This window comes from Saccharomonospora sp. NPDC046836 (genome assembly GCF_040645195.1).
Lineage (GTDB): Bacteria > Actinomycetota > Actinomycetes > Mycobacteriales > Pseudonocardiaceae > Prauserella_A.
In genome coordinates this window covers 1-25,631 of the sequence record NZ_JBEYXW010000026.1, presented here as the reverse complement: position 1 = coordinate 25,631, position 25,631 = coordinate 1, and the positions used below count along the sequence as shown (strand labels likewise).

General features: G+C 68.5%; 25 protein-coding genes and 1 rRNA gene. 18 read left to right on the top strand and 8 right to left on the bottom strand.

Annotated elements, in window-relative coordinates; all coding sequences use genetic code 11:
• Positions 1 to 32: 32 nt before the first annotated feature.
• On the top strand, positions 33 to 512 hold the full coding sequence (locus ABZ863_RS25265; RefSeq protein WP_358540168.1) for a TA system VapC family ribonuclease toxin: 480 nt from the start codon (positions 33 to 35) through the stop codon (positions 510 to 512).
• On the opposite strand, the gene ABZ863_RS25260 is transcribed toward ABZ863_RS25265, so the two are convergent.
• Positions 484 to 981 carry a hypothetical protein gene (locus ABZ863_RS25260; RefSeq protein ID WP_358540165.1) on the bottom strand — a complete coding sequence of 166 codons (498 nt, stop codon included), beginning with the start codon at positions 979 to 981 and terminating at the stop codon, positions 484 to 486. The genes ABZ863_RS25265 and ABZ863_RS25260 overlap by 29 nt on opposite strands.
• 276 nt (positions 982 to 1,257) lie before the next feature.
• Here ABZ863_RS25260 and ABZ863_RS25255 point away from each other — a divergent pair, with 276 nt between their 5' ends.
• The 13 genes from ABZ863_RS25255 to ABZ863_RS25195 all read left to right on the top strand — a co-directional run bounded on the left by ABZ863_RS25255 (position 1,258) and on the right by ABZ863_RS25195 (position 12,837).
• Positions 1,258 to 2,925, top strand: coding sequence for a metallophosphoesterase (locus tag ABZ863_RS25255; protein ID WP_358540162.1), 1,668 nt, complete (start codon positions 1,258 to 1,260; stop codon positions 2,923 to 2,925).
• A 67-nt stretch (positions 2,926 to 2,992) separates the two neighbouring features.
• A complete protein-coding gene (locus ABZ863_RS25250; RefSeq protein WP_358540159.1) occupies positions 2,993 to 3,646 on the top strand; it encodes a hypothetical protein in 654 nt (217 codons plus the stop codon).
• Positions 3,643 to 4,413 (top strand): hypothetical protein, encoded by a 771-nt coding sequence (locus ABZ863_RS25245; RefSeq protein WP_358540156.1) that lies wholly within the window; start codon positions 3,643 to 3,645, stop codon positions 4,411 to 4,413. The genes ABZ863_RS25250 and ABZ863_RS25245 overlap by 4 nt, the downstream gene beginning before the upstream one ends.
• A 28-nt stretch (positions 4,414 to 4,441) precedes the next feature.
• A complete protein-coding gene (locus ABZ863_RS25240; RefSeq protein ID WP_358540153.1) occupies positions 4,442 to 5,104 on the top strand; it encodes a transglycosylase SLT domain-containing protein in 663 nt (220 codons plus the stop codon).
• A 173-nt stretch (positions 5,105 to 5,277) separates the two neighbouring features.
• The gene (locus tag ABZ863_RS25235; RefSeq protein ID WP_358540151.1) at positions 5,278 to 5,415 is read left to right on the top strand and encodes a hypothetical protein; all 138 of its coding nucleotides are present in this window, start codon (positions 5,278 to 5,280) and stop codon (positions 5,413 to 5,415) included.
• Entirely contained in the window at positions 5,400 to 6,521 is a 1,122-nt protein-coding gene (locus ABZ863_RS25230) for a DUF4143 domain-containing protein (RefSeq protein WP_358540149.1), read from the top strand. The genes ABZ863_RS25235 and ABZ863_RS25230 overlap by 16 nt, the downstream gene beginning before the upstream one ends.
• A gap of 68 nt (positions 6,522 to 6,589) precedes the next feature.
• The gene (locus ABZ863_RS25225; protein ID WP_358540147.1) at positions 6,590 to 7,756 is read left to right on the top strand and encodes a histidine kinase; all 1,167 of its coding nucleotides are present in this window, start codon (positions 6,590 to 6,592) and stop codon (positions 7,754 to 7,756) included.
• Positions 7,753 to 8,403 carry a response regulator transcription factor gene (locus tag ABZ863_RS25220; protein ID WP_358540144.1) on the top strand — a complete coding sequence of 217 codons (651 nt, stop codon included), beginning with the start codon at positions 7,753 to 7,755 and terminating at the stop codon, positions 8,401 to 8,403. The genes ABZ863_RS25225 and ABZ863_RS25220 overlap by 4 nt, the downstream gene beginning before the upstream one ends.
• Before the next feature lie 81 nt (positions 8,404 to 8,484).
• Positions 8,485 to 9,954 (top strand): hypothetical protein, encoded by a 1,470-nt coding sequence (locus tag ABZ863_RS25215; protein WP_358540141.1) that lies wholly within the window; start codon positions 8,485 to 8,487, stop codon positions 9,952 to 9,954.
• The gene (locus tag ABZ863_RS25210; RefSeq protein WP_358540138.1) at positions 9,951 to 10,385 is read left to right on the top strand and encodes a FixH family protein; all 435 of its coding nucleotides are present in this window, start codon (positions 9,951 to 9,953) and stop codon (positions 10,383 to 10,385) included. The genes ABZ863_RS25215 and ABZ863_RS25210 overlap by 4 nt, the downstream gene beginning before the upstream one ends.
• A gap of 93 nt (positions 10,386 to 10,478) precedes the next feature.
• Complete coding sequence (locus ABZ863_RS25205; RefSeq protein ID WP_358540135.1) at positions 10,479 to 11,618, top strand: hypothetical protein; 1,140 nt, start codon at positions 10,479 to 10,481, stop codon at positions 11,616 to 11,618.
• 53 nt (positions 11,619 to 11,671) lie between these two features.
• Positions 11,672 to 12,187: a hypothetical protein gene (locus ABZ863_RS25200; protein WP_358540294.1), complete on the top strand. Its 516-nt coding sequence runs from the start codon at positions 11,672 to 11,674 to the stop codon at positions 12,185 to 12,187.
• A complete protein-coding gene (locus ABZ863_RS25195; protein ID WP_358540132.1) occupies positions 12,184 to 12,837 on the top strand; it encodes an alpha/beta fold hydrolase in 654 nt (217 codons plus the stop codon). The genes ABZ863_RS25200 and ABZ863_RS25195 overlap by 4 nt, the downstream gene beginning before the upstream one ends.
• A 53-nt stretch (positions 12,838 to 12,890) precedes the next feature.
• Here ABZ863_RS25195 and ABZ863_RS25190 read toward each other — a convergent pair whose 3' ends face one another.
• Complete coding sequence (locus ABZ863_RS25190; protein ID WP_358540129.1) at positions 12,891 to 14,795, bottom strand: HtaA domain-containing protein; 1,905 nt, start codon at positions 14,793 to 14,795, stop codon at positions 12,891 to 12,893.
• Positions 14,796 to 14,854: 59 nt separating this feature from the next.
• Positions 14,855 to 15,655 carry a hypothetical protein gene (locus tag ABZ863_RS25185; protein WP_358540126.1) on the bottom strand — a complete coding sequence of 267 codons (801 nt, stop codon included), beginning with the start codon at positions 15,653 to 15,655 and terminating at the stop codon, positions 14,855 to 14,857.
• Positions 15,656 to 15,756: 101 nt separating this feature from the next.
• Here ABZ863_RS25185 and ABZ863_RS25180 point away from each other — a divergent pair, with 101 nt between their 5' ends.
• The 4 genes from ABZ863_RS25180 to ABZ863_RS25165 are packed head-to-tail and all read left to right on the top strand — an operon-like array spanning position 15,757 to position 19,287.
• A complete protein-coding gene (locus tag ABZ863_RS25180) occupies positions 15,757 to 16,422 on the top strand; it encodes a biliverdin-producing heme oxygenase (protein ID WP_358540123.1) in 666 nt (221 codons plus the stop codon).
• A complete protein-coding gene (locus tag ABZ863_RS25175) occupies positions 16,410 to 17,435 on the top strand; it encodes an ABC transporter substrate-binding protein (RefSeq protein ID WP_358540120.1) in 1,026 nt (341 codons plus the stop codon). Before ABZ863_RS25180 ends, ABZ863_RS25175 begins: the two co-directional genes overlap by 13 nt.
• Positions 17,432 to 18,481 carry an iron ABC transporter permease gene (locus tag ABZ863_RS25170; RefSeq protein ID WP_358540117.1) on the top strand — a complete coding sequence of 350 codons (1,050 nt, stop codon included), beginning with the start codon at positions 17,432 to 17,434 and terminating at the stop codon, positions 18,479 to 18,481. The genes ABZ863_RS25175 and ABZ863_RS25170 overlap by 4 nt, the downstream gene beginning before the upstream one ends.
• Positions 18,478 to 19,287, top strand: a complete 810-nt coding sequence (locus ABZ863_RS25165; protein WP_358540114.1) for a heme ABC transporter ATP-binding protein — start codon at positions 18,478 to 18,480, stop codon at positions 19,285 to 19,287. The genes ABZ863_RS25170 and ABZ863_RS25165 overlap by 4 nt, the downstream gene beginning before the upstream one ends.
• Before the next feature lie 11 nt (positions 19,288 to 19,298).
• Here the strand turns inward: ABZ863_RS25165 and ABZ863_RS25160 are convergent, their stop codons facing one another.
• From ABZ863_RS25160 to rrf, 5 genes are all read right to left on the bottom strand, one after another.
• Complete coding sequence (locus ABZ863_RS25160; RefSeq protein WP_358540111.1) at positions 19,299 to 20,561, bottom strand: cytochrome P450; 1,263 nt, start codon at positions 20,559 to 20,561, stop codon at positions 19,299 to 19,301.
• 182 nt (positions 20,562 to 20,743) lie between these two features.
• The gene (locus ABZ863_RS25155) at positions 20,744 to 21,172 is read right to left on the bottom strand and encodes an acyl-CoA thioesterase (RefSeq protein ID WP_358540108.1); all 429 of its coding nucleotides are present in this window, start codon (positions 21,170 to 21,172) and stop codon (positions 20,744 to 20,746) included.
• Between the two features lie 51 nt (positions 21,173 to 21,223).
• Complete coding sequence (locus tag ABZ863_RS25150; protein WP_358540105.1) at positions 21,224 to 24,199, bottom strand: bifunctional [glutamine synthetase] adenylyltransferase/[glutamine synthetase]-adenylyl-L-tyrosine phosphorylase; 2,976 nt, start codon at positions 24,197 to 24,199, stop codon at positions 21,224 to 21,226.
• 47 nt (positions 24,200 to 24,246) lie between these two features.
• Complete coding sequence (locus tag ABZ863_RS25145) at positions 24,247 to 25,002, bottom strand: type 1 glutamine amidotransferase (protein WP_358540102.1); 756 nt, start codon at positions 25,000 to 25,002, stop codon at positions 24,247 to 24,249.
• A gap of 536 nt (positions 25,003 to 25,538) precedes the next feature.
• A 5S ribosomal RNA gene (gene rrf, locus ABZ863_RS25140) occupies positions 25,539 to 25,631 on the bottom strand; the annotation flags it as partial.

The following is a 25,631-nucleotide window of genomic DNA, read 5'->3' as shown; positions in this document are numbered from 1 at the left end:
CGCAGCACTGCACAGTCCCGCATCTTGATGCAATGACGTTAAGAAGCAGGTATGCGTACCGCGATCGACCTGCCCGACGATCTGCACCGCCAGGCGTTGTCGATGCCCTTGTAGTCGCCGACCATGTGCACCATGACGTGGCAGAGGAATGGTTTGCCGGCTCTGGCGACAACTTCGCCACGTGCCCGAGCACGGAAGGAAGCCTGCTGCGACTGCTGATCCGCGAAGGACAGACCGCAGGCAACGCCCAAGCCGTCCTCAACGCGATGAAGACCAGCGAACACCACGAGTTCTGGGCAGACTCGGTTAGCTACAGCGAAGTGTCTCTGAACGGAGTTCTCGGCCACCGGCAAGTGACCGATTCCTACCTCGCGGAACTCGCCCGCTCCCGGGACGGCCGGCTCGTAACCTTCGACCAAGGCCTCGCGAAACTACACAGCGACATCGCGGATCTCCTACCGACAGCCAGGGTTCTGACTCCGATCAGTACAACGGCACCGCTGATCGGGTGAGCTCGCCGCCCGGACTGTAGACCACGCACATGACGATGCGATCGCCGTCAGCCCAGGTCTCCACCGTTGGCAAGATCGGGTAGAAGTCCAATCCGGACTTCTCGGGCTCACCCCAGTAGCCGACGAACTCCGCGTGGCATCGGGCCCAACCGAACTGGACGAGTTCGGCGAGCACGAACGGGCCCTCAGCGGCCTGCAGGAAACCGTAGGCCTGGTTGGCAGCCCCTTCATCGCACGGTCGGTAACGCACGACTTCCTCGCCTGCCGCCGCCTCGTAGGTCGGATCCGTGAAGCACTCGCCCGGCTCGATGTCCAGGATTCCGGTGGTCTGCGCGGTGATGAACCGCTCGTCCTTGACCAGGGTGCCCGGCCGGGCAATCGGGCTGATGGTCAACAGTCCGAGGAGCACAGCACCGAGCGCCAGCAGGTATCGCCGCGGCGTCCGCCGGGTCAGGAGCACTTGCGGCACCTCCCTTCCTGGCCAGCGCAACCGAACGCAAGGTAACCAGCGGTGGTTGACGACCGGGTGGCGGACCGATGCCGGGCCACCGAACGAGCGGTGAACGCCGACACCCATCCGACACGTTGGATCGTGTCTAGCGTCACCTGATGGGGTGATCGTTCACCGGTCGGCAAACATCCTGTCAGAACTGACATTCTTACCGTTTTTTTACCACTGCCTTAATAGCTGCACCGCTGTGCGCTCGCCGGCGGGGCAACCGAGCTGTCCAAGGAGTGGACCTAGTTGAGTGACATCAGAAGACCGGGCCGAAGCGTGGTCCAGCGAACCGTGGTGGCCGCGCTCGGCGCGACCGTCCTGGTCGCCGGTGGCATCGCGTTGGGGCCGGTCGCTTTCGGCGCCGGCAGCGAGGCGCCTGCGAAGTATCCCGCAGCCGAGATTCACAAGCCGTCGCCGATGCCCGACCGGATCACCCTGATCCCGACCTCCAGCCCGTCGACCACGCAGCGCGTCACCTGGCGCGCACAGGCGACCGCCGACTTCGCGCAGGCGCAGATCCTGGTGGCCCCGCGTGCCCTTGGTTCGGTCACGCCGGCACCTGGCGCTGTGACCACCGTTCCCGCGCAGTCCACATCGCCCGTGAACACGTCGCTGGGGTACGCCTCGATCTACCACACGGTCGAGTTCACCGGTCTGCAGCCGGACACCCGCTACACCTACCGGGTCGGTGACGGGGTCAACTGGAGCGAGTGGACCGACTTCACCACCGCTGCCGAGAAGTTCGAGCCGTTCTCCTTCCTCTACTACGGCGACGCGCAGAACTACATCGACTCGGCGGTGCCGCGCGTGTTCCGGCAGGCCTTCGCCGACCGCCCGGAGGCCAAGGCGATCGTTCACGCCGGCGACCTGATCGACTCGGCCAACAGCGAAGAGCAGTGGGGCCAGTGGCACAACGCTGACGGCTTCGTCAACAGCCAGATCAACAACATCGCGGTGCCCGGGAACCACGAGTACAGCGGTGGCCTGTCCACCTTCTGGCGGCCGCAGTTCCCCTACCCGGACAACGGGCCGGGCAATGCGGAGCTGAAGCAGACCGTCTACTACCTGGACTACCAGGGGGTTCGCTTCATCGCGCTGGACTCCAACTACCAGAGCAACGCCACGCTGATGGCGGCGCAGACGCAGTGGCTGGAGCGGGTCCTGGCGGACAACCCGAACAAGTGGACCGTGGTGACCTTCCACCACCCCGTCTACTCCACGACGGGAACCCGTAACAACCCGAACGTGCGTGCCCAGTGGGGTCCGTTGTTCGAGAAGTACGGCGTGGACCTGGTGCTGCAGGGGCATGACCACACCTACGGCCGGGGCAACAAGGTGGACAATCGTCAGTCCACGTCCGTCCACAATGGTGTCGCCTACGTGGTGTCGGTGTCCGGCGGCAAGATGTACGCGCTCAACGACGGTCGCAACTGGACGGACAACGGTGCCGAGGTCCGCAGCCAGGGTGACAACATCCAGCTGTACCAGATGATCGACGTCGAGGCCGACCAGATCCGGTTCGAGGCGCGCTACGCCAACGGCCAGCACCACGACGGCTTCCTCATCCGCAAGAACGACGAGGGCGAGCGCACCGTGAACGACCTGCGGACCGCGGAGAACACGGTCGGCGAGCAGGTGTCGGTGGACAAGACCAAGGTCGAGGGCAGGGACAGCATCACGGTCCGGGCCTACGGTTACGACCCGGGCGAGCGGGTCGCGGTGTACTTCCAGCAGGCCGGTGCGGAGCTGGGTTCGCGCAACGCGTTCCGTGGGTACCGCAGGGCTGACGAGCTCGGCCGCGTCGAGCACGTCCTGCAGCTGCCGCGGGACGCCAAGGAGCCCGGCGACTACGTCGTCTACCTGGAAAGCGTCAACCAGCAGATCACCAGCCCGGTGATCGAGGTAGTGAAGTAGCGCAAGCCGATTGCTGTGCCGGGCGTGGCATGCCACGCCCGGCACAGACTTGCAGACTGGAGATCGCGTGCGTATTCCATTGTGGACTCGCATCGGGCTGATCGTGGCGGTGACCGGGCTCATGGCTCTGGCCGCGGTGCCCGCCGCCGCCCACCCGTTCGGCCCGCCCGCCACCGCCACACTCACCGCCGAGGGAGATCGGCTGGCCCTGTCCTGGCAGCCGGCCGAGGACGACTGGGTGGCGCTCGGCCGCTGGCTCGGCGCGTTCGAGGATCCGGCCGATGCTCCGGTGTCCACCGAGCTGACCGGTGAGCAGAAGCTGCAGCGCTCGCCGGCCGTGCGCGACTACCTACTTCGCGAGATCTCGGTCCGGCAGCAGGGCCGGCCGTGTCAGGGACAGCTGGAGGAGCTGACCGAACTGGTCGCCCGCGGCGCCCGGCTGGTCTTCGACTGCCCGGAACCGGTGGCTGAGGTCGAGGTCACGATTACCGCGTTGCACGAACTGAACGAGGCCTACCGGACCGTGCTCTCCTCGACCGGGGCGAACCCGGCGCAGGTGCTGTACTCCACCGCGACGCCCACTCAGCGGCTGGACTTCTCCGCCGGCGGCGGGGGCGGTAGCGGACAACTGCTCGCGGTGGCGATCGGCACTGCCGCGGCCATCGCGCTGACTGTACTGCTGCTGGTCCGGCGAACCGACCGGAAGACACGGACGCAATGAGCGAGCTCGAAAACCGGTTGGTCGCGCTGTTCGACAGCGGGACGGTGTTCTGGCTGGCGCTGGTCGTCGCACTGGGAGTCGGCGCGGCACACGCCGTGGCACCCGGGCATGGCAAAAGCGTGACCGCGGCGTACCTGGTGGGGACCCGCGGGCGGTACCGGGATGCCGCACGCTTGGGAGTGATCGTGGCGGTGATGCACACCTTCTCGGTACTGGTACTTGCCCTGGCCTGGGTGGGCGTGAGCGGGGTCGCGAGTCTGGGCACCGAGGTCATCACGGCGTGGCTGCAGGTGATCGCCGGCCTGGTGGTGATCGGGGTCGGGGTCCATCTGGTGATCCGGCACCTGCGACGACGACCGGCGGGGCATGGTCATGGACATGGACATGGACACGGGCACGGACACGGACACGGCCATGGGCATGAGGAGCTGGTCGACCCCTGGTCCAAGCGTGGCCTGACCGCGCTCGCCCTCTCCGGCGGCCTGCTGCCCTCGCCCTCGGCATTCCTTGTGCTGGTCAGCGGCCTGCTGACCGGTCGCGCGCTGCTCGCGGTGGTGCTGGTGCTGGCGTTCGGCATCGGGATGGCGATCACGTTGACCACGGTGGGGGTGCTGACCCTGAAGGGTGCCGGCCTGCTCGGTGACCGCGCCGGCCGGTCGGCCCGGCTGTCTCGGCTGGCCGGGTGGACGCCCCTGGTCGCTGGGGTCGCGGTGGCGACCGGCGGTTGCCTGTACCTCGGCACGGCGGTCTCGATATTGGCTGGTTGAGCCGCGCGCCGGGCTACTGTGGGGGGTTGTGGAGGGTGGTGCGCGTGGATCGGGCGGTCGCTGGCGGGGGCTGGCGCTGCTGGCCGCGCTGTTGATAGCGGGTGGCTGGGTGGTCACCCGTGGTGATGCTCAACCGACCGAGGACACAAAGTCCGCGCCCAGCGTGACGGCACCTGCGCCATCCACCTCCAGCACGACCAATCCTGATCCAGCGCGCTACGCCGCACTGGTGGTGAAGTATGCCGATGCCGCCGGCATCGAACCCCGGCTGCTGATGGCGATCCTGTACAACGAGTCGTACAAGCCGCATGATCCGGCGCTGCAGCGGGCGTGGCAGAAGATGAAGCCCGACGCGGCCTTCGGAATCGCCAACATGCACAAGGCCACCTACGACGAGGCCAGACGGGGCAGGCCGTTCGCAGGTCGTGACTGGCAGGAACTGCCCGACGATCCGGAACTGGCCATCCAGGCCGCGGCCTGGCATCTGCACGACCTCGCCTCCGGTCTTTCGGCCAACCCGGTCGGTCAGCTGACCACCGACGAGCTGCTCGCGCTCGGCTACAACACCGGCGCGGGCAACATGCGCGCGTTCGCCCGCGGTACCGAGCCGGGCCCGCAGGCACAGTCCTATCTGGACCGACTTCGGTCGAACTGGACGGTGGCAGGCGAGACGATCCGGCGGGTTGGGTAGCGCGAGTCCCCCGCTCCCGCGCGCGAGTCCCCCGCTCCGGTGGCCGAGTTCCCCGCCGAGGGGACTCGCAGTACGGAGCTTCCGCACGTGGATAGTCAACGCTTCCGGATGTGGATAGACAGGGGCTCCGGAGGTGGATAGGCAACGCCTCCGGATGTGGATATCCTGGCCAGATGTCACAGGCCTACCTGCCACGGCTGATCGATGATCTCCTGGCCCGCCGGCTTGCTCATCATCCTGCTGTCCTGCTGGTGGGGCCGCGAGCGACCGGCAAACCACCACTGCGGCGCGGCTGGTGCGCAGCGAGCTGAGGCTGGACGAACGGGCGCAGGCAGTCGCAGTCGAGGCCGATCCCGATGCCGCGCTACGTGATCTGGCCGAACCGATCCTGATCGACGAATGGCAGATTGTGCCGGACGTGTTGGGTGCGGTGAAGCGATCGGTCGACACCGATCCCAGACCCGGTCGGTTTCTGATCACCGGGTCGGTCCGCGGCGACGTCGACTCGCCAACCTGGCCTGGAACTGGTCGTCTGCTTCGAGTGGCAATGTTCGGGTTGACCGTCGGCGAGATACGCGGGTCGCTGCCCCAGGTGCCACTTTTCGACCGGCTCGCCGAACACGGGATCGAGCCACTGATGGCGAGCCCGACCGAGCAACTCGATCTGCGTGACTACGCCCAACTGGCCGCCAGCAGCGGCTTCCCCCAGCCTGTGCTGCGACTGCCCCCGATCGAACACGGCCCCTGGCTGGAAAGCTACGTTGATCAGCTGCTCACGCAGGATGTCGCGATGCTCGCGACGCATCGAGACCCGCAGTTGCTGCGCAGATATCTGGAATCGTTCGCCTTGAACACGGCGGGTATCATCGATCACCGCGCCATCTACGAGGCGGCTGGGGTGGCCAAGGCCACCGGCGAAGCCTACGACCGGTTGCTGCGGGACCTACTGATCATCGACACCTTGCCAGCGTGGTGGACCAACCGCATCAAACGACTGACTCGCGTGCCCAAGCGATACATCGTCGACCCAGCCCTCGCACTCGCCGCGCTGCGTATCGACGTCCCGGGGCTGATGAAGGACGGCAATCTGCTCGGCCGGATCATCGACACGTTTGTCGTAGCCCAACTACGTGCGCAGCTGGCCAGCTGCGACACCCAGCCGCGCCTCTATCACCTCCGCCAGGAGAAAGGCCAACACGAGATCGACATCATCGTCGAATACGGTGGAGGTCGCGTGTTCGCGTTCGAAATCAAGGCGGGCAGCGCACCCAGCCGTGCCGACGCTCACCACCTGGCGTGGCTGCGCACCACATTGGACGACCGCTTCATCGGCGGCGCCGTCCTGCACACTGGCCCGCGAGCCTTCCCGCTCGACGACGACATCGCCGCCGTCCCCATCGCCGCGTTGTGGAGTTGAGTGGTCCCTCCCCAACCGGCGGGATGCGTCGTCGGCGCAATAGGCTCGGCGCGACTGGGGGAGGCGGTATGGCACGTGGTTCCGGCTACCGGCTGAGCAGCGCGCTGCAACCTGCGCTGGTAGCCGGTGTCTGCGTCTTTCTCGACGCGAGCCGGTTCGTGCTCACCACTGAGGGCACTGGCTGGGCGTTCTGGCTCGTGCTCACCGGCGCGGTGGCCGTCGACCTGTTGCTGGCCTGCCCACCCCGGTGGTCACTGTGGATCGCCGTCGCGCACGCGACGCTGGCCGCCGCCACACCGCTGCTGCTACCCGGTTATCCCGGGGCGGAGGTGAACAACGCGGGGCTCATCGGGGCCGCGTTCTTCGCCGGCGCGTGGCTGTCCACACGGGCCGCATGGACCGCAGTCGCCTTCCTCGTCGCCGGACTCGCCGTGAACCGGGCGCTCGGCCCCAGCGACGGCGAGGAGTGGCGAATCCGCTGGCTCGTGATGATCACGAGTTGCCTGCTGCCGTGGATCATCGGCCGGATCACGATGGCTCGCCGCACCTACATCGGCGAGCTGGAACGGCGTGCCGAACAGCTCGCGAGGGACGAGCAGGCCGCGGTGGAACGGGCCGTAGCCGCCGAGCGCAGCACGATCGCACGGGACCTGCACGACGTCATCTCCCATCACGTCAGCACGATCGGGGTGCACGCTGGGGCGGCTCGGCTCGCACTCACCGAGCCCGAACCCGCGGTGCGGCAGTCGCTGGAGGCGATCGAGAGCGCCAGCCGGGCCGCGCTGGTGGACCTGCGCAGGCTGCTCGACGTGCTACACGGCGAGCGCTCCGGCACGACCGGACAGCCGGGTGTCGCCGGACTGGACGAGCTGCTGCGCCGGGTCCAGGCCACTGGCCTGCCGGTGCGGCTGACAACCGCAGGCCGTGGACGTCCGCTGCCCGGCTCCGTGGACGTCGCCGTCTACCGGGTCGTGCAGGAGGCACTGACCAACGCGGTGCGGCATGGTGATGGCAGCGGCATCGAGATCGAGCTGCACTACGGGGAGACCGAGGTGACGGTGGTGGCTGACAACGGAATGGCACTGTCCGAAACGGACATTAACCGCACACCACGGGGGCTCGCCGGCATCCGGCAACGGGTGAGCCTGCTCGGCGGCACTGTGCGGTACGGCCACGAACCCGGTGGCAACAGGTGGCGCCTCGAGGTGAGCCTCCCGGTGGACCGGCCGCAATGATCCGCATCCTGCTGGCCGATGACCACGGCATGTTCCGTTCTGGCCTCAAGGCCGTGCTGGCCACCCAACCCGACCTGGAATGCGTGTCCGATGTGGCCGATGGGCGTGCGGCCGTCGCGGAGATCCAGCGGCTCCGGCCCGACGTGGCAGTCCTCGACGTCAGGATGCCGAAGCTCGACGGGCTCGCGGCCACCGAGGCGATCATGTCGGCACCGGGTGTGGCGACCCGGGTTCTCGTGCTGACGACCTACGACTCCGACGAGTACGTCTACCGCGCGATGCGCGCCGGTGCGAGTGGCTTCCTGCTGAAGAGCCTGCCGCCGGAGGAGCTGACGGCGGCGATCCGCGTGGCCGCCCGTGGCGACGCCCTGATCGATCCTTCGGTGACCCGGCGGCTGATCGCGAAGTTCACGGTCGGACTCGAGCCGACCCCGGTCACCCCCGAACTGAGCAGGCTGACGGCACGGGAGCGGCAGGTGCTCCTGCTCATCGCCGAAGCTCGCAGCAACGCCGAGATCGCCGACGAGCTGTGTGTCGGCGAGGAGACCGTGAAGACCCACGTGTCGAGGGTGCTGGCCAAGCTCGGGCTGCGGGACAGGGTGCACGCGGCCGTCTACGCGTACCGGCACGGGCTCGTCGGTCCCTGAGGCCCGTCCCCCGCACGGGGGACGGCGAGTCCCCCTTCGCCGTGACGACGTGGGCGGATCTCGTCCATAGCGTGGCCGGTGATGAAGATCGGACACTTCCTGCTCGCACTGTTCGTCCTTTTTGTACTTCCAGTGCTGGCCGCAGGGCAGGCGCAGGCCGACGGCGCGCGCTCCGGCGGTGACCTCCAGATCGCCCAAACCCTGGGCGCACGTGAACTGACCGTGATCGTGCGCAGGATCGACGTGGCACCCGGCCCGGTCCGCATCGAGATCGTCACGCACGCGGGCTCCCCGCGAGGCACGCTGGACCTGCGGCTACGCGCGACCGGAACCGACGAGCCCGCGAGCGACCTACCACCCGCGGGCACGGTGACCAGTGCAGGCACGATCGAGCTCGGCGAACAGCCCGGCCTCTACGGCGCCACGTTCACCGTGGACCGGCCGGGCCCATGGGAGCTCGCGGTGGACGATGGCGAGCGCACCGCACTGATCCCGTTCATCGTGCCCGCGCCCGCGAAGGGGTGGGGCGAGAACGCGATCTACGGCGGGTTCGCCGCCGCGGGCGGGTTCCTCCTGCTGGCGCTCGTCCTCGCGGTCCGTTCCAGGCGGACCTGGCTGCCGCTGGTCCCGGCGGCGGGTGTCGTCGCCGCCGTGTCGGTGAGCGTGACCGCCGCGCTGCTCGCACCGAGCGTGCCCCCTCCGCCGGCGCCCGGCAGCCAGCTCGACCCGACGGTCGGCAACGTCACCGATCCGCTTGCCGCCGCACGGCAGGCCGCCGCGCTGACCGAGCTGTCAAGGCCACCCGTGAACCTGGCCCTGCACGCGCCCGCGGCCGTCGCCGGTGAACCGGTGGAGCTGGAGCTGTCCTTTCTCGACGCATCCACCGGTCGCCCCGTCGACGACCTGCTCGTGCACCACAACGCGTTCGCGCACCTGGTCGTGGTCGGCCCATCGGGCCAGCTGTGGCACCTGCATCCCATTCGCGTCGCGCCCGGTTCCTACCGGGCCACCTTCGTCCCGACACAGGCCGGAACCCACGCCGCCGCGGCGGAGCTGTCGCGACGCGGCGGCGGCGTACAACTCGCCCGGTCCCCATCCGGCTTCGAGGTGGGCGGCACGGGCACGGCCCAACCCGCGCCGCCGGGGCCGGGAACGCGCACGGTCGAGGGCACGGAGGTCGACCTGAGCGTGACGACGACCGGCGACGCGACCACGATCACCGCCCGGATCGGCACGAACGCCGATTTGCAGCCATGGCTTGGCATGACGGGGCACCTGATCATGGTCGGCCCGATACCCGAGGACACCGACGTCGGCGCGGCGGCCACGGCCGCGACCACCTGGGCTCATGGCCACGCGATGGCCCCGGTGAGCAACACCGTCACCGACCCGCCGGACGAAACCGTGGCCGCGTTCGGCCCCGAGGTGCGGTTCACCCACACCTTCGGCACGCCCGGCCGGTACCTGATCTGGGTCCAGGTCGAGCGCAACTACTCCGTGCTGACGATTCCGGCTGTGCTGGACGTGCCCGCGACGAAAGGAACCCCATGACAACACAACAACGGATTCCACGGGCGCGCATCGTGTTGAGCGCCGTTGTCGCCGCCGTCGCGATCGGTGCACTGCTGGTGTTCTGGTTGCAACCGTCCACAACAGACCAGGACATTGTGCACAGTGCCGCGACCGAGCGGCACCAAGTGCGCCTGACGATCGAGCACACGGGCATCGAGTCCGGTGAATGGCTGCTGGAAATCACCACCGATGGCACCGACCCCGCCGCTGTGGACCACGTGCTCGTCGAACCCGCGATGCCCTCGATGGGCCACGCGCTCACCCCATTGACCGCCACCGCCGAGGGCGCGGGCCGGTTCCGCGTGCGGGATGTGACGCTGCCCATGCGGGGCCAATGGGAGATCACCGTGACGATCGCCGCCCTGGGCACCGAGGACCGCGTCGTCTTCCCACTGTTGGTTACCGGTTAGGGGCTGTTGCGAAATGACGCAGCGGCAGTCAAGGCGTCCACTGAGCGCGCCCCGGCCGGCAAAGTCGCAACAAGGATAGAAAGGCAAAGGTTCATGGATGTCACCGCACCGAGGGCGGGCCCCGAGGCGCAGCCCGCAGCACCGCCGACGAACGCGCGGGCGTGGGTCCCCGCCGCGCTCGTCCTCACCGGCACCGTCGTCTCGCTCATCGGCCTCAGCTGGGACGCGCAGTGGCACGCCGACGTCGGCCCGGACACGTTCTTCACCCTGCCGCACCTGTTCCTGTACTCGGGCAGCGCGATGTCCGGGCTGGCGAGCCTGGCCGTGGTCCTCGCCACGACGGCGGCCCGCCGCTCCGGCAAGCTCATCGATCCCGCGGTCGGCGGCCGCTCGGTCGGCGTGTTCGGCAAGACGTTCACCGCGCCGCTGGGCTACCTCGTGTCGGGCACGGGTGCGGCCCTGTTCCTGTTGTACGGCCTGTGGGACCAGTGGTGGCACACGCTGTACGGGTTCGATGCGGTGCTGGAGTCGCCGCCGCACATCGGGCTGATGCTCTCGATCACCGTGACCATGGTCGGCTCGGTGATGGTGTTCGCGGCGGCGAAACGCTACCGCTGGAGCACACCGGGGCTGGTGCTCAGCACCGTCGTGCTGCTGTCGTTCAACGTGGTGACCGTGCTCGGGCTGCAGATGCTGAACGGAGTCGTCAACGCGTTCCTCGCCGGGATGGCGTTCATGGTGGTGCTGATCTGGTTCGTGCTCGGCGGATTCACCCGGCGCGGCGGGGCCCTGCTCGCCGCGGCGGTGGGGTTGACCGTCAGCCAGGTGCTGCTCTGGTGGTTCTCACCGTGGGCCGCGCGTGTCTACGCCGACATGGTGAACCTTCCGCTTCGGGACTATGTGGACGGTGTTCCGGCAGTTCCCGCGCTCATCCCGATGTCGGTCATTCCGGTCGCCGCGCTGGTGGAGGCGATCCTGTGGGCCGGCCGGAAGGGAATGCTGTCCACAAAGGTCGCCACGGCGGTGGCGGGCGTCGTCGGTGGAATGTTGACCGCGACGCTGTTTCCCTTACAACTCAAGCTTGTCTACGGTGGCCCCCTGCCGGGTGCGGCAGAGCTTCTCGCCACCGGTGTGGTGGCGGCCGGGCTGGGGCTGCTCGCCGCGCTGACCGGGCGGCGGTTCGGCGCACTGTTGTCGCGCCTTTCCCCCGAAGCGAGGTGGCAGCAGGCATGAGGCAACTCGGTAACCGATGGCGGCGACGTAGCGCCGCACTGGCGGCGTTTGTCATGGCCGCGCTGGCAGTGGGTTCCGCGGCGCCGGCTGCGGCACAGGAGTACCAGCCCGTGGATGTCGTGCACACCGAACGCGTGCAGGCCGGGCCGTACGAGCTGACGGTCGGATTCAGCACGTGGCCGGTGCGGGCAATGCAGTCACTGGACTTCACCTTCAGCCCTGACGGTGGGATCACCGGCAAGTCCGGAACTCTCACGGTCATCGGTCCCGACGGCGCGGAGGGCTTCACCGCTCCGCTGGCGCGGCATCCCCGCCAACGCGACACCTGGGGTCTGGACATTCAGGCGCTGGAAAAGGAAGGCTCGTGGACGTTCCGCTTCGATCTCGACGGACCCGAAGGACCCGGTACCGGCGAGCTACGCGACCTCGTCGTGTTGGAGCAGCCGGGGCCGCCGATGGTGCTGAGCTGGTCGATCAGCACGATTCCGTTGCTGGGACTGGGGGTTTTCCTCGCGGTCGCCCTGCTACGCGACAGGTCCCGCCGTGTACTCGGCGAGGCCCGGCTGTGAGCCGCCGCCCTCGCGCCGCGGTCACGGCGCTCTGCCTGCTGGCGGCCACACTGCTGTTCGGCGGCACCGCGCACGCCGCTGAGCGGGAACCGGTGATCCTGGTTCACGGCTTCCTCGGCTCCAGCGAGGACATGGCCACCATGGCGTCCGCGCTCGAGGATGCAGGCCATCCGGCCTACACCATCGACCTGCCGGGACAGGAGAACGTGGCCAACGCAGAGGCTATTGGCGAGCTGGTCGAGCGGGTCAGGGACGACCACGGTGGTGCCAAGGTCAGCCTCGTCGGCCACAGCATGGGCGGTCTGTCCACACGCTACTACCTCGCCCACCTCGGTGGCACGGAAAGTGTGCTCAGCTACGTCTCGATGGGCACGGCGCAGCACGGCTATGCGCCCGCCTGCCTGCTGCCGCCCGAGTCGGGCGGGCAGATGTGCCCGGACAGCGCGTTTCTGCGGGAGCTGAACTCCGGGGACGAGACGCCGGGCGACGTGCGGTACACGACGCTGTTCAGCTCGCTGGACGAATCGCGTGCCGACCGGCTGGACGGGGCCTGGTGTGTCGCCGAGTTCCCCGGCGTCGATCATGCCGAGGAGCCGAAGTCGCCGGTGTTCATCGAGGCAGTGCAACGGGTTCTCGACGGCCGATGTTAACCGTGGGCGGCGGTCGGAAGACCCGACCGCCGCCCATTGTCCGTTATGGAGGCTCAGCCCCGCACGAGCTCTGCCCGGCTACCGCGCCGCCGCACGACGAGCAGCCCGGTGCCGGCCAGGACCAGCACGCCGCCGAGGGCAGCCAGCGGCCATACGTTGCCGCCGGTGTAGGCGAGTCCGCCGCCGTTGCTCGCGCCCGTCAACGGCGCACCGTTGCCGGGGCCGGATGCGTCACCACCCGAGGCCGCCGGCGGCAGCGAAGCACCGTCCAGCGCTACCGTGAACGACACCGTGTCCAGCTCGGTGCCTGCCTCGTAGAACCCGGCGAATCCCTGCGCCCCTTGCTCGGTGAGCGTTGCGGGCACGGCACTGTAGGTAACGACTCCATTCTGGACGTCCGGGCTCACCGACGACAGATCGAGAGTCGCGAACACCACGTCGTCGAGTTCGATGTAGTCCGGGGTGTCCAAGCCCTTGCTACGGACATCCAGCAGGAGTTCGGCGTTGCCATCGGTGATCCGCACCTGTGGTTGCGACACGGTCAGATCGAGCAACGGTGCGCCGTTCTGTTCATGTCCGGTGAAGCGGATCGACCCGGCGAAGTCCAGCAGCCCGTCGGGTCCGGTTTGGTCGAACGTGGCGTTGTTCAGTTCGGTCCAGTGGAATGGCCCCGTTCCGCCGACCCCGTCCAGGCTCCAGGAACCGTGTGCGATGGGCCCCCGCACGTAGTTGCGGAACGACTCCTTGATGCCCCAGTCCAAGCGGGCGCTGGTGACCACTCCGGACGGTGACTGAGCCGGATCGGTCGGCGTGGTCGGCTGCGTCGGCTCGGTCGGCTCGGTGGGTTCAGTGGGCTGAGTGGGTTCTGTCGTCTCAGTGGATTCGGTGGCAAACGTCAGCGGCACCGCGATCTCGTGGGCGGCGTTCACGGCACCGCCAGCCGCGTAGGTGATCACCGCACAGGTCTCGACCGTGCAGTCGGCTCCTTCGCTCACCGCTGCGACATCGAGCGATCCGGTGAACGAGCCGTCAGAACCGAGTTCCACATAGTCCGGATTGGTCCCGGCCGGATCGAGGATCGCCCGTGAGGCGGCGGGAAGCACCCACTTCTGGTCCAGCACGGTGCGGGCTGCCGACGGCGCACCCTCGGACGGCCGCCACGGGTCGGCGAGCTTGGCGAACACCAGGTACACACCGGTGGGCTGCCCGGCAAGAGGTGGGCGGGTACCGGCGTTCGCAGCAGGATCGAAGCCGGAGCCGGACACCGTGATCGTCTCGCCGGCCGGGTCGATACCGGTCGTCTTGCCGACCTCGATACCCGGCTGCCATTGGGTTTCCGGCTCGGTGGTCACCGAGAAGCGCGCCGGGTCGAGCTCGGTACCTGCCGAGTAGAAGTCGGCGAACGCCGGCACGCCGGCCTCGGTGAGCGTGACGCCCACGCCGTCGGCCGACACGACGTCCGTCCCTGCCAGATCGACCCCAGCGAGGTCGCCCAGCTCCACATCGTCGTAGGTCACGTAGTCGCCCGAGGACAGCGACTTCGACACGACATCGGCCACCAGGACGCCACTAGCCCCATCGAGCCGCAGCCGCAGGTCGCTGATGGTGAGTGCCAGCAGCGGGCCCGACGCGGTCTCGTGGCCGGTGAACTCGACCTTGCCGTCGAAGCTCAGTTCTGCCGTGCCTGCCTCGACGTCCACAGTGCCGCGCCCCGCGGTGAACCGAAAGGTACCGTCGGGATTCGTTGCGGCACCATCGGTTGTGGTGATCGTGCCGTGTGCGATGGGACCGGAAATGTAGTTGCGGAAGGACGTCTTGACGCCCCAGTCCAGCTCGCCTCCGGTCACCGTGGCCTGAGCCGCGTGGGCGCCGGTGACACCACCCGCCAGGAACCCCAGCGTGCTGAGCATGACGACCAGTACGGCGGCAAGCCATCTCGGTCTCGAATGTGTGGCCATTGACCTTCCCTACTTGTTGTTCATCGGTGGGGAACGCGACCACTCAGTGGTGGGAAGAGTCAGTCAGTGCGGTCGGCCCGGCGAGCACGACGGCTCCGCCGGACCACGACGGCGACCGCGGCCAGTAACCCGGCGGCGCCGAGGCCGAGCCACCAGACCAGACCGGCCGGCAATCCGTCGGAGCCGGCGGTCTCGGCCACTGCGGCCGAACTGGTGCTCGTGGCTGCCGGAGGCGAGTTCGCCGGCACGGTCGAGCTGGTCGACGGAGGACGAGTGGTGGTCTCCATCGTGGTGGTGGTACGAGGTGCCGTGGTTGTGGGCGGCGGCGTCGTGGTTGTACTCACCACGCGCGTCGGCGTGACGAGACCGAAGCGCAGCGGTACGCGCGCGTCCTGCGACCGGTCGCTGCTCCTGGTGTGATCGGCCCTGGTCACCACGGCACAGCTGACCTTCGTGCAGTCGGTGCCGGTCACCGGATCACGGGCCGTCACCGTCAATGTCACGCTGAAGGTGCCGCCGGGCCCGTAGGGCGTGGCGAGGCCCTCGCCGTAGCTGGGTGGGTTGGACGAGATCCACGCCGAACCACCGCCGCCCCCGCTCGTGTCCATACCACCCAGACACGGTGTCGGCAGCTGGCCAGGACCGTTGTCGACACATACTGCGACGTAGATGCCCTTGCCGACGTCGAATCCGCTGCCCTGCACCGTGATGGTCGCCCCGGCCGGGTCCAGTCCTGATGTCTGCGACACGCTCAGGCGCGGTGCCGCCGCGGCTGGCAAGGGAACGGCGATCACCAGCAGCACGCCGAAGATCGCCGCGGACAGGAGGGTTCGTCTTCGGGGCATGAGCTCAGTGACCATCAGCGCCCTATTCTTCGTCTTGTATTTAGGTTAGCCTCGGCTAAACAAGGGCAGCCTAACCTAAAGATCCGGAAAAATGTGGGTGAGCTATGACAAACTCCGTGACCGGAGCGAGACCGTTGTCCGCTCGGCTGCGCGAGGCGACACGTGAAGAACACGAGCACGCCGAGTCGGCACCGTTCATCACGGCGCTCCTGGCCGGGCAACTGGACCGGACCGCGTACCACGCGCTGCTCGGCCAGAGCTACTTCTTCTACACCGCACTCGAAGACGTCGGCAAGACCTGGCGAGACGACGAGGTCGTCGGACCGTTCATCAGCAAGGCACTGGAACGGACCGCGGCGCTGGAAGCCGATCTGGAGTGGCTGACCGGCCCAGGATGGCGCGCAGGGCTCGCCCTGCTGCGATCCACCGAGCGCTACGCGCACCGGATCCGTACGGTCTGCGCCAGCTCGCCCAGCGCGTTCGTCGCCCATCACTACACGCGCTACCTCGGGGACCTGTCCGGTGGGCAGATCGTCCGCAGAAAGCTGATGTCGATATATGGCCTCACATCGGACGGGCTTCGGTTCTACAGCTTCGACGACATCGAGCGGCCGAAGTTGTTCAAGGACACCTATCGGCAACGGCTCGACGACGCACCGTGGACCGCGGCAGAGCAGGACAACCTTCTCGCCGAGGCCAACGAGGCCTTCCGGCTCAACCGCGCCGTCTTCGACGACCTTGCGCGGGAGCTCGCCATCGGTGGACGGTCATGCGAAGGCTGAGCACGCTGCTCGCCGTGGCCGCGATCCTGGTCTCCGGCTGCGGTGGCACCACGAGCACATCGGACACTCCGGACCACCCCAGCGCACTCGCGCTCAACGGGCCGGCCACCGCCCGGGTGGCCAGCGAAGATGTCCGTCCGGTCGCGACCAGCGCACCGGTACTGCCGGTCACCGTCCGTTCCAACGACGGCGCCACGGTGACGGTGTCTCATGTGGACCGTATCGTTGCCGTCGATCTGTACGGCACGCTCGGCGAGATCGTGTTCAGCCTCGGCCTCGGCGACCGCGTGGTGGGTCGGGACTCGTCGACCGGTTTCCCGAGTGCGGCTGAGGTTCCCGTGGTCACCTCGGGTGGTCACGACCTGAACGCGGAGTCCATCATGGACCTTGACCCCGACGTGGTGCTCACGGATACGAGCGTGGGACCGCCCGAAGTGCCGCAACAACTTCGTTCAGCCGGTATTCCGGTGATCTTCTTCGAGCCGTCGCGAACGGTGGACGGCGTCGAGGCTCAGATCATGGCCGTGGCCACCGCACTCGGCGTCCCGGCGGCGGGCGAGGAGCTGGTCGAACGGGTCGACGAGGAGATCACGACCGCACGCGCCCTCGCTCCGGCCGGCACCGCGGCGCCACGAATCGCCTTTCTCTACGTCCGCGGCTCGGCCGGGGTGTACCTGCTGGCGGGCCCCGGTTCGGGTGCCGACTCGATCATCTCCGCGGTCGGCGGGGTGGACGTAGGCACCGACATCGGGCTGGACAAGCCATTCGTACCGATCACCAGCGAGGCGTTGCTGAACGCCCAACCAGACGTGATCATGGTGATGACAAAGGGGTTGCAGTCGATCGGCGGCGTCGACGGTCTACTGAGGATTCCCGGGATCGGCCAGACACCGGCCGCGCACCATCGCCGGATCATCGACATCGCCGATACCGATCTGCTGAGTTTCGGCCCACGTGTCGGCGAGACGATCACCGCGCTGGCGACCGTGCTCTACCGGGCGGATGAGCAGTGAGCGCGTCGCGCACCGAGCGCACCGGCTGGCCGCTACTGACGGTCCTCGCGGTGACCCTCGCTGTGCTGGTGCTCATCGCCGCGGGCAGCGGGCAGCTGTCCGTCCCACCATCCGAAGTGCTCGGTTCGATCCTGCATCGGCTCGGTATCGAACTTGGCCCCATGCCAAGCCATCCGCAGGGCGACAACGCATTGTGGACGATCAGGTTCCCCCGGATCGCACTCGCGGTGGTGGTCGGTGCGAGCCTGGCTGTTGCCGGCGTGCTGCTGCAGGGCGTCTTCGGCAACCCGCTCGCTGAGCCGGCTGTCATCGGGGTGTCCTCCGGCGCCGCGGTCGGCGCGTGCGCCGTCATCGTCGCGGGCGTGTCAGCGCTGGGGAACTTCACGGTCGCCGCCGCTGCTTTCCTCGGCGGGCTGCTGACCACGATGCTGGTCTACCTGCTGTCCCGCTCCGGCGGCCGCACCGAGGTGATCACGTTGGTACTGACGGGAATCGCGGTCAACGCCTTCGCCATGGGCGTGATCGCGTTCCTCACGTTCGTCGCCGACCCGCAGGCGCGGGAACAGATCGTGTTCTGGCAGCTGGGCAGCCTCAACGGCGCCACTGCCCCGGCCGTCGGCGCCGTGGTACCGCTGGCCGCCGCCGGCCTGGTGATCGCGGTGACAATGGCCAGGCGCCTCGATCTGCTCGCGCTGGGCGAGGGCCCGGCCCAGCACCTCGGGGTGAACGTGGAACGCCTCCGCCTGATCGTGGTGGTCGCGGTGGCGCTGCTCGTCGGGTCCGGTGTGGCGTTCGCAGGCATCGTCGGGTTCGTCGGCCTGGTGGTGCCGCATCTGATCCGGATGATCGCCGGCCCCGCGCACCACCGGCTGGTCCTGGCCAGCGCGCTGGGCGGGGCCGTGGTCCTTGTCGGTGCCGATCTGCTGGCCCGCACCGCCGTGGAGCACGCCGAGCTGCCACTGGGCATGCTCACCTCGCTGGTCGGTGGACCGTTCTTCTTCTGGCTGCTGCGCAGGACCCGCGCACGGCAGGGAGGCTGGGCATGAGGCTGTTCCGCAGAGCCACACCACCGGAAACCGTTACCCCGGGCGAAACGCTGGCCGAGCTCACCGGCGTCTCGGCCGTCCGCGGCCTGCGGCAGGTGCTGCGCGATGTGTCGCTGACCGTGGCGGCCGGTGAGGTGCTCGCCGTGGTCGGCCCGAACGGCGCGGGCAAGTCGACGACGATCGGACTGCTCTCGGGCGAACTCCCCGCGGAGGACGGCCAGGTCTCGGTGTTCGGACGGCCCATCGGCCAATGGCAGCCAGGCGAGCTGGCGCTGCGTCGCGCCGTGCTCCCCCAACAGTCCACAGTCGCCTTCCCGTTCACTGTTGCCCAGGTGGTGGCCATGGGCCGGGCGCCGTGGGCGCGGACGGACCGGACCGGCGAAGACGAAGCCGTCATCGCCGAGGCCATGTCGGCCACGGAGGTCACCGGTTTCGCCGAGCGCACGTTCACCACGCTCTCCGGCGGAGAGCGGGCACGCGTGGCGCTCGCGCGGGTGCTGGCCCAGCGCACTCCCCTGCTGATGCTCGACGAACCCACCGCCGCACTGGACCTGCGCCATCAGGATCTGGTGCTCCGGGTGGCCACGGCCAGGGCGCGTGCGGGCTGCGCGGTGGTCGCCGTGCTGCACGACCTGAACCTGGCGGCCGCCTACGCCGACCGGGTGGCGGTGATCGCCGACGGCCGGCTGACGGCGTGTGGCCCACCGGCCGCGGTCCTCACCCCGGAGCTACTCAGCGAGGTGTACCGGCGCGAGATCGAGGTCACGACCCATCCGCGGACCGGTGCTCCGCTGGTGTTGCCCTGACGTTCTCCTGTTCACCATGTCAGGTTCAATTGGGACAGACCGCGGAAGTAGAACTCGGGTGAGTAATCGGGCTTGTAATCGGGCGCCAGGCAGGCACCGGGAAGACGCTGAGCCAGGACGGTGAGCGCTTCGCGAGCCTCGGTGCGGGCAAGCGCACGACCGAGACATTGGTGAATGCCGTGGCCGAAGGCCATGTGCTGCTTGATGTTGTCCCGCCCAGGCTGGAACAGATCCGGCTCGAGGAACTTGGTCGCATCACGATTGCCCGCGCCGAAGAGCAACAGCACCTGCTCGCCCGCACGAATCGTCACGTCACCGATGGTGGTGTCGCGCAGCGCGAGCCGGGTCAGCCCGCGATGCGGCGCTTCCAGCCGCAGGACCTCCTCAAGCATCGGCGGGATCGATGCGGGGTCCTGGCCGGCTTTCCGCCACGGCGCGCCGCCGTCAGTGGTCAACATGACGTGAACCGCGCTGGTGATGGCGTCTTTGGTGGTGTGGATGCCGCCCGCGTACAGACCGCGCACGAACATCCTCATGTCCGGTAAGGATTCCTCGGCTGCGATACCGTCACCGTCGTACACCTCGATCAATGCACTGACCATGTCGTCCCGCGGGTCGGCTCGGCGCGCGGCGATCAGCTCGGCCAGGTAGGTCTCGTACTCGAGGAACGCCTGGGCCAGCTCCAGCTTCACAGCCGTACTGTTCGACGGCGCCATGAGCCCAAGGAAGGCGTTGTTCCAGGCGTGGACACGCTCCATGTCCGCCGCTGGCACACCGACCAATGTGGACAGCACTCGGTGCACGTACTCCAGTGAGAACTGCGAGACCAGCTCGATCTGACGTGCCCCGTCAGCCTCCGCCGAATCAACGAGCTCGTGAGCGACCTGTCGCATGTACGGAATGGCCGCGTTGATGCGTGGCCCCTGCACCACGCTCTGGCCGATCCGGCGCATCGTGGCATGCTCGGGCGGATCGGCCTGCAGGACACTCTTACCCGGTGGTCCCGCCGCGGCGAGCACCTCGAGTACCTCGGCGGGCACCATCTTGTCCAGCGGCGGTGCCGCGACACTAGACGAGAACGTGGCGGTATCCTCGGCGACCCTTTGGATATCGGCATAGCGCGTCACCAACCATGCCTGCACGAGATCGCTCCACACGACCGGCTGGTACTGCTGGGACCAGGCATAGAAGCCGAATGGGTCCTCGCGGTGCGGCGAGCGGGTCGGGTCGTAGTCGGTATCTACATTGGATACTTCAAAAACGGACTCGGTCATAGGAACGTCCCTGCTGGTGGGGCACGGTGGCCACGATGCCCCAGAGTCTGAACATTCCTGCTAACGCACCGAGTGCATTCCCCCTGCTGCCGGGAACCCGTGGAACCGCAGGCCGACGCTGAACTGAGACAGCGTCGGCAGCGCGCGGTACGGAGACGCTACGGTTTTTGTTCCTCGGCTGATCAGCCGCCGAGCATGGCGGTGTCGACCCCGGCTTCCTCGAACCGAGCGCGTGGTTCGGCCACCAGCCTGCGGCGGTCGAGGTCCATGATCCCGAGCGTCGAGGTGATCTCAGCGGACAGCGTGCCGTCGGCCTTGTAGATGTTGGTGTCCATCCGGAACGTCTTGCCGTCGCCGAACTTCACCTCGCAGGTCACGTCGACCACGTCCCCGTAACGCAGCTCGCGCCGGAAGCTGATGCGCGATTCGAGCATGACGGTGGCCAGCCGCGCCTTCTCCAGCTCGCCGTTGCGGCCGCCTGCATCCTCGATCAGCGAGGTCCGCGCGACTTCGGCGTACTGGTGGTACACCGCATGGTTGACGTGGCCAAGGCTGTCCAGCTCGTACTGCCGCACTTTGATCTGCACTCGGTAGGGTTCGCGCTCAGTCACGGATCCACTGTAGGTACATCGCAGCCGTGAATTCCGCACAAGGTGAGCAAGTCAGCTCTCGTAGAAGAGCCGTTCCACGATGGCGTGAGCCCGCCGCGTCGTGCGCCGGTAGAAGTCGAGGAACTCGCCCGGGTCCTCGTTAGCGGGGTACCCGAAGACCCTGGCCACGGCCGCCAGCTCGCGGCCGGATGTCGGCAGTTGGTCGACGGCCTTGCCACGCACCAACATGGCCACGTTGCGCGCCCGCGTCGCCAGTTGCCACGCCTCGAGCAGCGAGGCCACATCGTCAGAGCTGGCGAGTCCGGCCTTCGCGAGTGCCTGCAACGCCTCCGGCGTCGACGTCGTGCGTAGGCCCGGCACCTCGTGTGCGTGGCGGAGCTGCATGAGCTGCACAGTCCACTCGACATCGGCGAGGCCGCCCCTGCCGAGCTTGGTATGCGTGGTGGGGTCCGCACCTCTCGGCAGGCGCTCGGTGTCCACGCGTGCCTTGATCCGCCGCACCTCCCGGACCCGCCCGGCGTCAAGGCCACCCTCGGGATAGCGCACGGGGTCGATGTCGGTGATGAAACGGTCGCCGAGATCGCAGTCGCCCGCGACGAAACAGGCGCGCAGCAGTGCCTGCGCCTCCCACACCTCGCCCCACCTGGCGTAGTAGGCGCGGTAGGAGTCGAGTGTCCGTACCAGTGGGCCGGTGCGGCCCTCCGGTCGCAGGTTGGCGTCCACTTCTAGCGGCGGATCCTGGGTCGGAGCACCCAGCACCTGTCGCACCGTCTCGGCGACGGAGGTCGCGAACTTCAGCGCTTCGGCATCGCTTGCCCCGTCGTTGCGTTCGCAGACGAACAACACGTCGGCGTCGGAGCCATAGCCGAGCTCCTGCCCGCCCAGCCTGCCCATTCCGATCACGGCGAGCTTCGCGGGTTCCCCGCCGACCTCCGCTGCGCGTCGCCGGATCGCGGCGGCGAGTGCGCTCTGTAGCACCGCTCCCCACACCGATGACAGCGCCGCACACACGGCGGGAACATCCAGCAGCCCCAGCAGATCGGCGCACGCGACCCGGAGAAGTTCGTGCCGTCGCAGCGAGCGCGCGGTGGCGACCGCGGCCTTGAGGCCGGGTTGCCTGCGCGCGGCGGCTCGCAGGGACTTGGCGACCTCATCAGGGGAACGGCCTGCGAGCCGTTCGGGCTCGCCGAGCAGCTGCAGCACTTCCGGCGCCCGCGCCAGCAGGTCCGGCACCAGACGGGAGGTGCCGAGTAGAGTCGCCAACCGTTCCACGACAGCCGCCTCGTCCCGCAGCACCCGCAGGTACCAGGGCGTCTCGGCAAGTGCCTCCGAGACCTTCCGGTAGGCAAGCAGGCCACCATCGGGGTCCGGGGTGTCCGCGATCAGATCGAGCAGCACGGGCAGGAGTGTCTGCTGGATGGCGGCCCGCCGGGACACGCCTGAGGTGAGCGCTTCGATGTGCCGCAACGCTCCGTCGGGCGCCGCATAGCCGAGCGCCGCCAGCCTGCTCTTCGCCTGGGTGGTGGTCAGGCGCAGCGCCGCGGTCGGCACCCTCGCGACGGCGTCCAGCAGCGGCCGGTAGAACAGCTTCTCGTGCAGCCGTCGGATGCGCTGGACGTGCCTGCGGAACTCGGCGACGAGGATGTCGCTTTCCGAGCGGCCGCGCAGGGGGGCCACCCCGCTCGCGCGCGCAAGCCAGCGCAGCTGGGCGGTGTCCCCGGACTCCGGGAAGAGGTGGGTGCGGCGCAGCGCGCGCAGCTGAAGCCGATGTTCGAGGGTACGCAGGAACTCGTAGGACAGCCGCAGTTCGGCAGCATCGGCACGCCCGACGTAACCCCGCGCGCCCAGCTCGTCCAGAGCCTCCATAGTGGACGCCGAGCGAAGCTCCGGATCGGCGCGCCCGTGCACGAGTTGCAGGAGCTGGACCGCGAACTCGACGTCACGCAACCCCCCGCGGCCGAGCTTGAGCTCGCGGTCGGCGATGTCGGTGGGGATGTGCCGCTCCACCCGGCGCCGCATCTGCTGCACGTCGGCGACGAAGTTCTCGCGCTCCGCCGCCGACCACACCATGGGCCGCACGAGCTGGGCGTAGCGTTGCCCGAGTTCGGCGTCCCCGGCCGCTGGCCGTGCCTTGAGCAGGGCCTGGAACTCCCAGGTGCGCGCCCACTTCTTGTAGTAGGCCGCGTGCCCGTCCAGTGTGCGCACGAGTGCGCCTGCCTTGCCCTCGGGGCGAAGTGCCGCGTCGACCTCGAAGCAGGCCTTGCCGACCACGCGCATCATCGTCGTCGCCACGCGGGTCGCGACCTGGAGGTCGCCATCGCCGACGAAGATCACGTCGACGTCGCTGACATAGTTCAGTTCCCGGCCACCGCACTTGCCCATGGCGATGACGGCGAGCCATGCGGTGTCAGCTGGCCCGATCTCGTGCTCAGCGACGGTGAGGCCGGCGCGCAGTGCGGCATCGGCGAGCTCGGTCAGTGCCCCGGTGGTCTCCGCGAACGACGGCGGGTCCAGCTCCGGCTCCACGAGGTGGCCGACGTCGATGGCGGCGATCTCCATCAGCAGGCCGCGGTAAGCCTTGCGGAGCGCCTGTTCGGCGGGTGCGGCGGTCAGCGGCTCAGCGTCGTCCGGCCGCACCGCCTCGCAGAGAACCTGGGTGTAGTCGGCAACGGGGGTACACGTCGCATTGCTGAGGCGACGCCACTCGCCCGGCGCGCCGGCAAGGAAGTCGGCGATCGCGCTGGAGACGCCGAGCACGGCGATCAACCGTCCCCGCAGGGTCGCGTCGGTTCGCAGCGCCTCGGCCAGCTCGGGCCAGTCCGCGTGTGCGGTCTCGCGGAGCCGGTCCAGTGCCCGGAGGGCCAGATCGGGGTCGGCCGCGCGGGAGAAGGCAGTCAGCACGTGATCGCTGCCTCTGACGGGTCCCGCGTCGTCCCACCATCCCGCAGCACGGAGGTACGACTCGGCTCGATCATCGGTGAAGCCGAACCTCGCCGCGGACGCCGTCGGCCGAACGCTGTCTACCATCGGTTCTCACCGTAGCCGCAACCGCGGATGGGCACCTGCCAACCCGGCTAGGTGAGCGGCAGGGTACGGCGCTTGTCGGCGGCCGGCTCCAGATCGCCCGCTGCGAGGCGAGCGAACCGGTGGGCGAAGGGCCGCCATGTCTCTGCGATGTCGGCGTGCACCTCCGCCAGCGTCTCGTCGGAGAACGCGCTGTCCCGTGCCGTCGCGGCGACCTCGGGTGCGTCGGCTGCCCACTGCTTGGCCACGGCGGTCGTGGTCTCGATGTGGAACTGCAGGCCGTAGGCGCACCGGCCGAGGCGGAACGCCTGGTGCGGGTAACGCGGCGCGGAGGCGAGCAGTTCCGCACCGGGCGGCAACTGCTCGATGGCGTCGGCATGGAACTGCATCACGTCCTGCATCAGCGGCAGCTCCGCGAAGAGCGGGTCGATCCACGCTGCGTCCTTCTTCGCCACCAGACCGGGGCCGGCCTCCGGACCATCGCTGCCCCTGGCTACGCGGCCACCTGTGGCCACCGCCAGCAGCTGCGCGCCGAGACAGATACCCAGCGTGGGCAGGCCTGCGCCCGCGGCCAGGCTCAGCAGCCGTCGCACGTCCGCGAGCCAGGGGTAGCGGGTGTCGTCCTCGGCGTTCATCTGGCCGCCGAGGCACACCAGGCCCTGATAGTCGGCGAGCTCCGCCGGGAGTGCGTCATCTGGCAGCCGGCGCATGTCGAGCTCGGCCCCGGCTTCGATCAACCATTCACCGAGCGGGCCGGGCGGGTCCGTGGAATCGGGCTGGATGACCAGCATTCGTGGTGCACTCACCGTGCAAGAGTACGGGCGGCAGGGCCGGTGATGGCGAACTCTGGATACGACCCTCGCCTCTGGTATCCCATGCGCTCGTAAATATGGTTGGAAATCGGGTTCTTCTTGTCGGCGAACAGGACGATGTGCGTGTGCCCGCGAGCAGCCGAGCGACATCCGGCGACGGCGTGCCGCCACCGAAGGAGGAGTGCGACTCCGCCAGCCGCGCCGCAAGCTGGGGTGCACCGGACGCGGCTACACCGCTGACGATCGCGGTGAGCGGCGCATCCCAGACGAAGGCGCCGCACACCTGTGAACCATCGAGCATGGTGGCGAGTGCGCCTGCCCGCCCTTTGCGCTGAACGCTGCCAAGGGCTGTGAGCGCGGCAGTGTGGCTAACTGGATCGCCCGCGTAGAACGGCCCGGCCTCTGCTGCGAATGTCCCGGTGTCGGTGTGCACTACAACGTCCACGTCGCCACCCTGGCAGAGTGGTCAGCAACCCGTCCAGACAATAAGAAAAGGGGGCTCGCCTGTGGCGAGCCCCCTTTTAAAGATTGTTCGGCGGTGTCCTACTCTCCCACACCCCCACGGGTGCAGTACCATCGGCGCTGGCAGGCTTAGCTTCCGGGTTCGGAATGGGACCGGGCGG

Coding starts and splice junctions, on each gene's coding strand:
- ABZ863_RS25265 (WP_358540168.1), top strand. CDS start 33: ATGACGTTAAGAAGCAGGTATGCGTACCGCGATCGACCTGCCCGACGA.
- ABZ863_RS25245 (WP_358540156.1), top strand. CDS start 3,643: ATGAGCGAGCTCGAAAACCGGTTGGTCGCGCTGTTCGACAGCGGGACG.
- ABZ863_RS25235 (WP_358540151.1), top strand. CDS start 5,278: ATGTCACAGGCCTACCTGCCACGGCTGATCGATGATCTCCTGGCCCGC.
- ABZ863_RS25225 (WP_358540147.1), top strand. CDS start 6,590: ATGGCACGTGGTTCCGGCTACCGGCTGAGCAGCGCGCTGCAACCTGCG.
- ABZ863_RS25220 (WP_358540144.1), top strand. CDS start 7,753: ATGATCCGCATCCTGCTGGCCGATGACCACGGCATGTTCCGTTCTGGC.
- ABZ863_RS25215 (WP_358540141.1), top strand. CDS start 8,485: ATGAAGATCGGACACTTCCTGCTCGCACTGTTCGTCCTTTTTGTACTT.
- ABZ863_RS25210 (WP_358540138.1), top strand. CDS start 9,951: ATGACAACACAACAACGGATTCCACGGGCGCGCATCGTGTTGAGCGCC.
- ABZ863_RS25205 (WP_358540135.1), top strand. CDS start 10,479: ATGGATGTCACCGCACCGAGGGCGGGCCCCGAGGCGCAGCCCGCAGCA.
- ABZ863_RS25200 (WP_358540294.1), top strand. CDS start 11,672: ATGGCCGCGCTGGCAGTGGGTTCCGCGGCGCCGGCTGCGGCACAGGAG.
- ABZ863_RS25190 (WP_358540129.1), bottom strand. CDS start 14,795: ATGGCCACACATTCGAGACCGAGATGGCTTGCCGCCGTACTGGTCGTC.
- ABZ863_RS25185 (WP_358540126.1), bottom strand. CDS start 15,655: ATGGTCACTGAGCTCATGCCCCGAAGACGAACCCTCCTGTCCGCGGCG.
- ABZ863_RS25175 (WP_358540120.1), top strand. CDS start 16,410: ATGCGAAGGCTGAGCACGCTGCTCGCCGTGGCCGCGATCCTGGTCTCC.
- ABZ863_RS25165 (WP_358540114.1), top strand. CDS start 18,478: ATGAGGCTGTTCCGCAGAGCCACACCACCGGAAACCGTTACCCCGGGC.
- ABZ863_RS25160 (WP_358540111.1), bottom strand. CDS start 20,561: ATGACCGAGTCCGTTTTTGAAGTATCCAATGTAGATACCGACTACGAC.
- ABZ863_RS25150 (WP_358540105.1), bottom strand. CDS start 24,199: ATGGTAGACAGCGTTCGGCCGACGGCGTCCGCGGCGAGGTTCGGCTTC.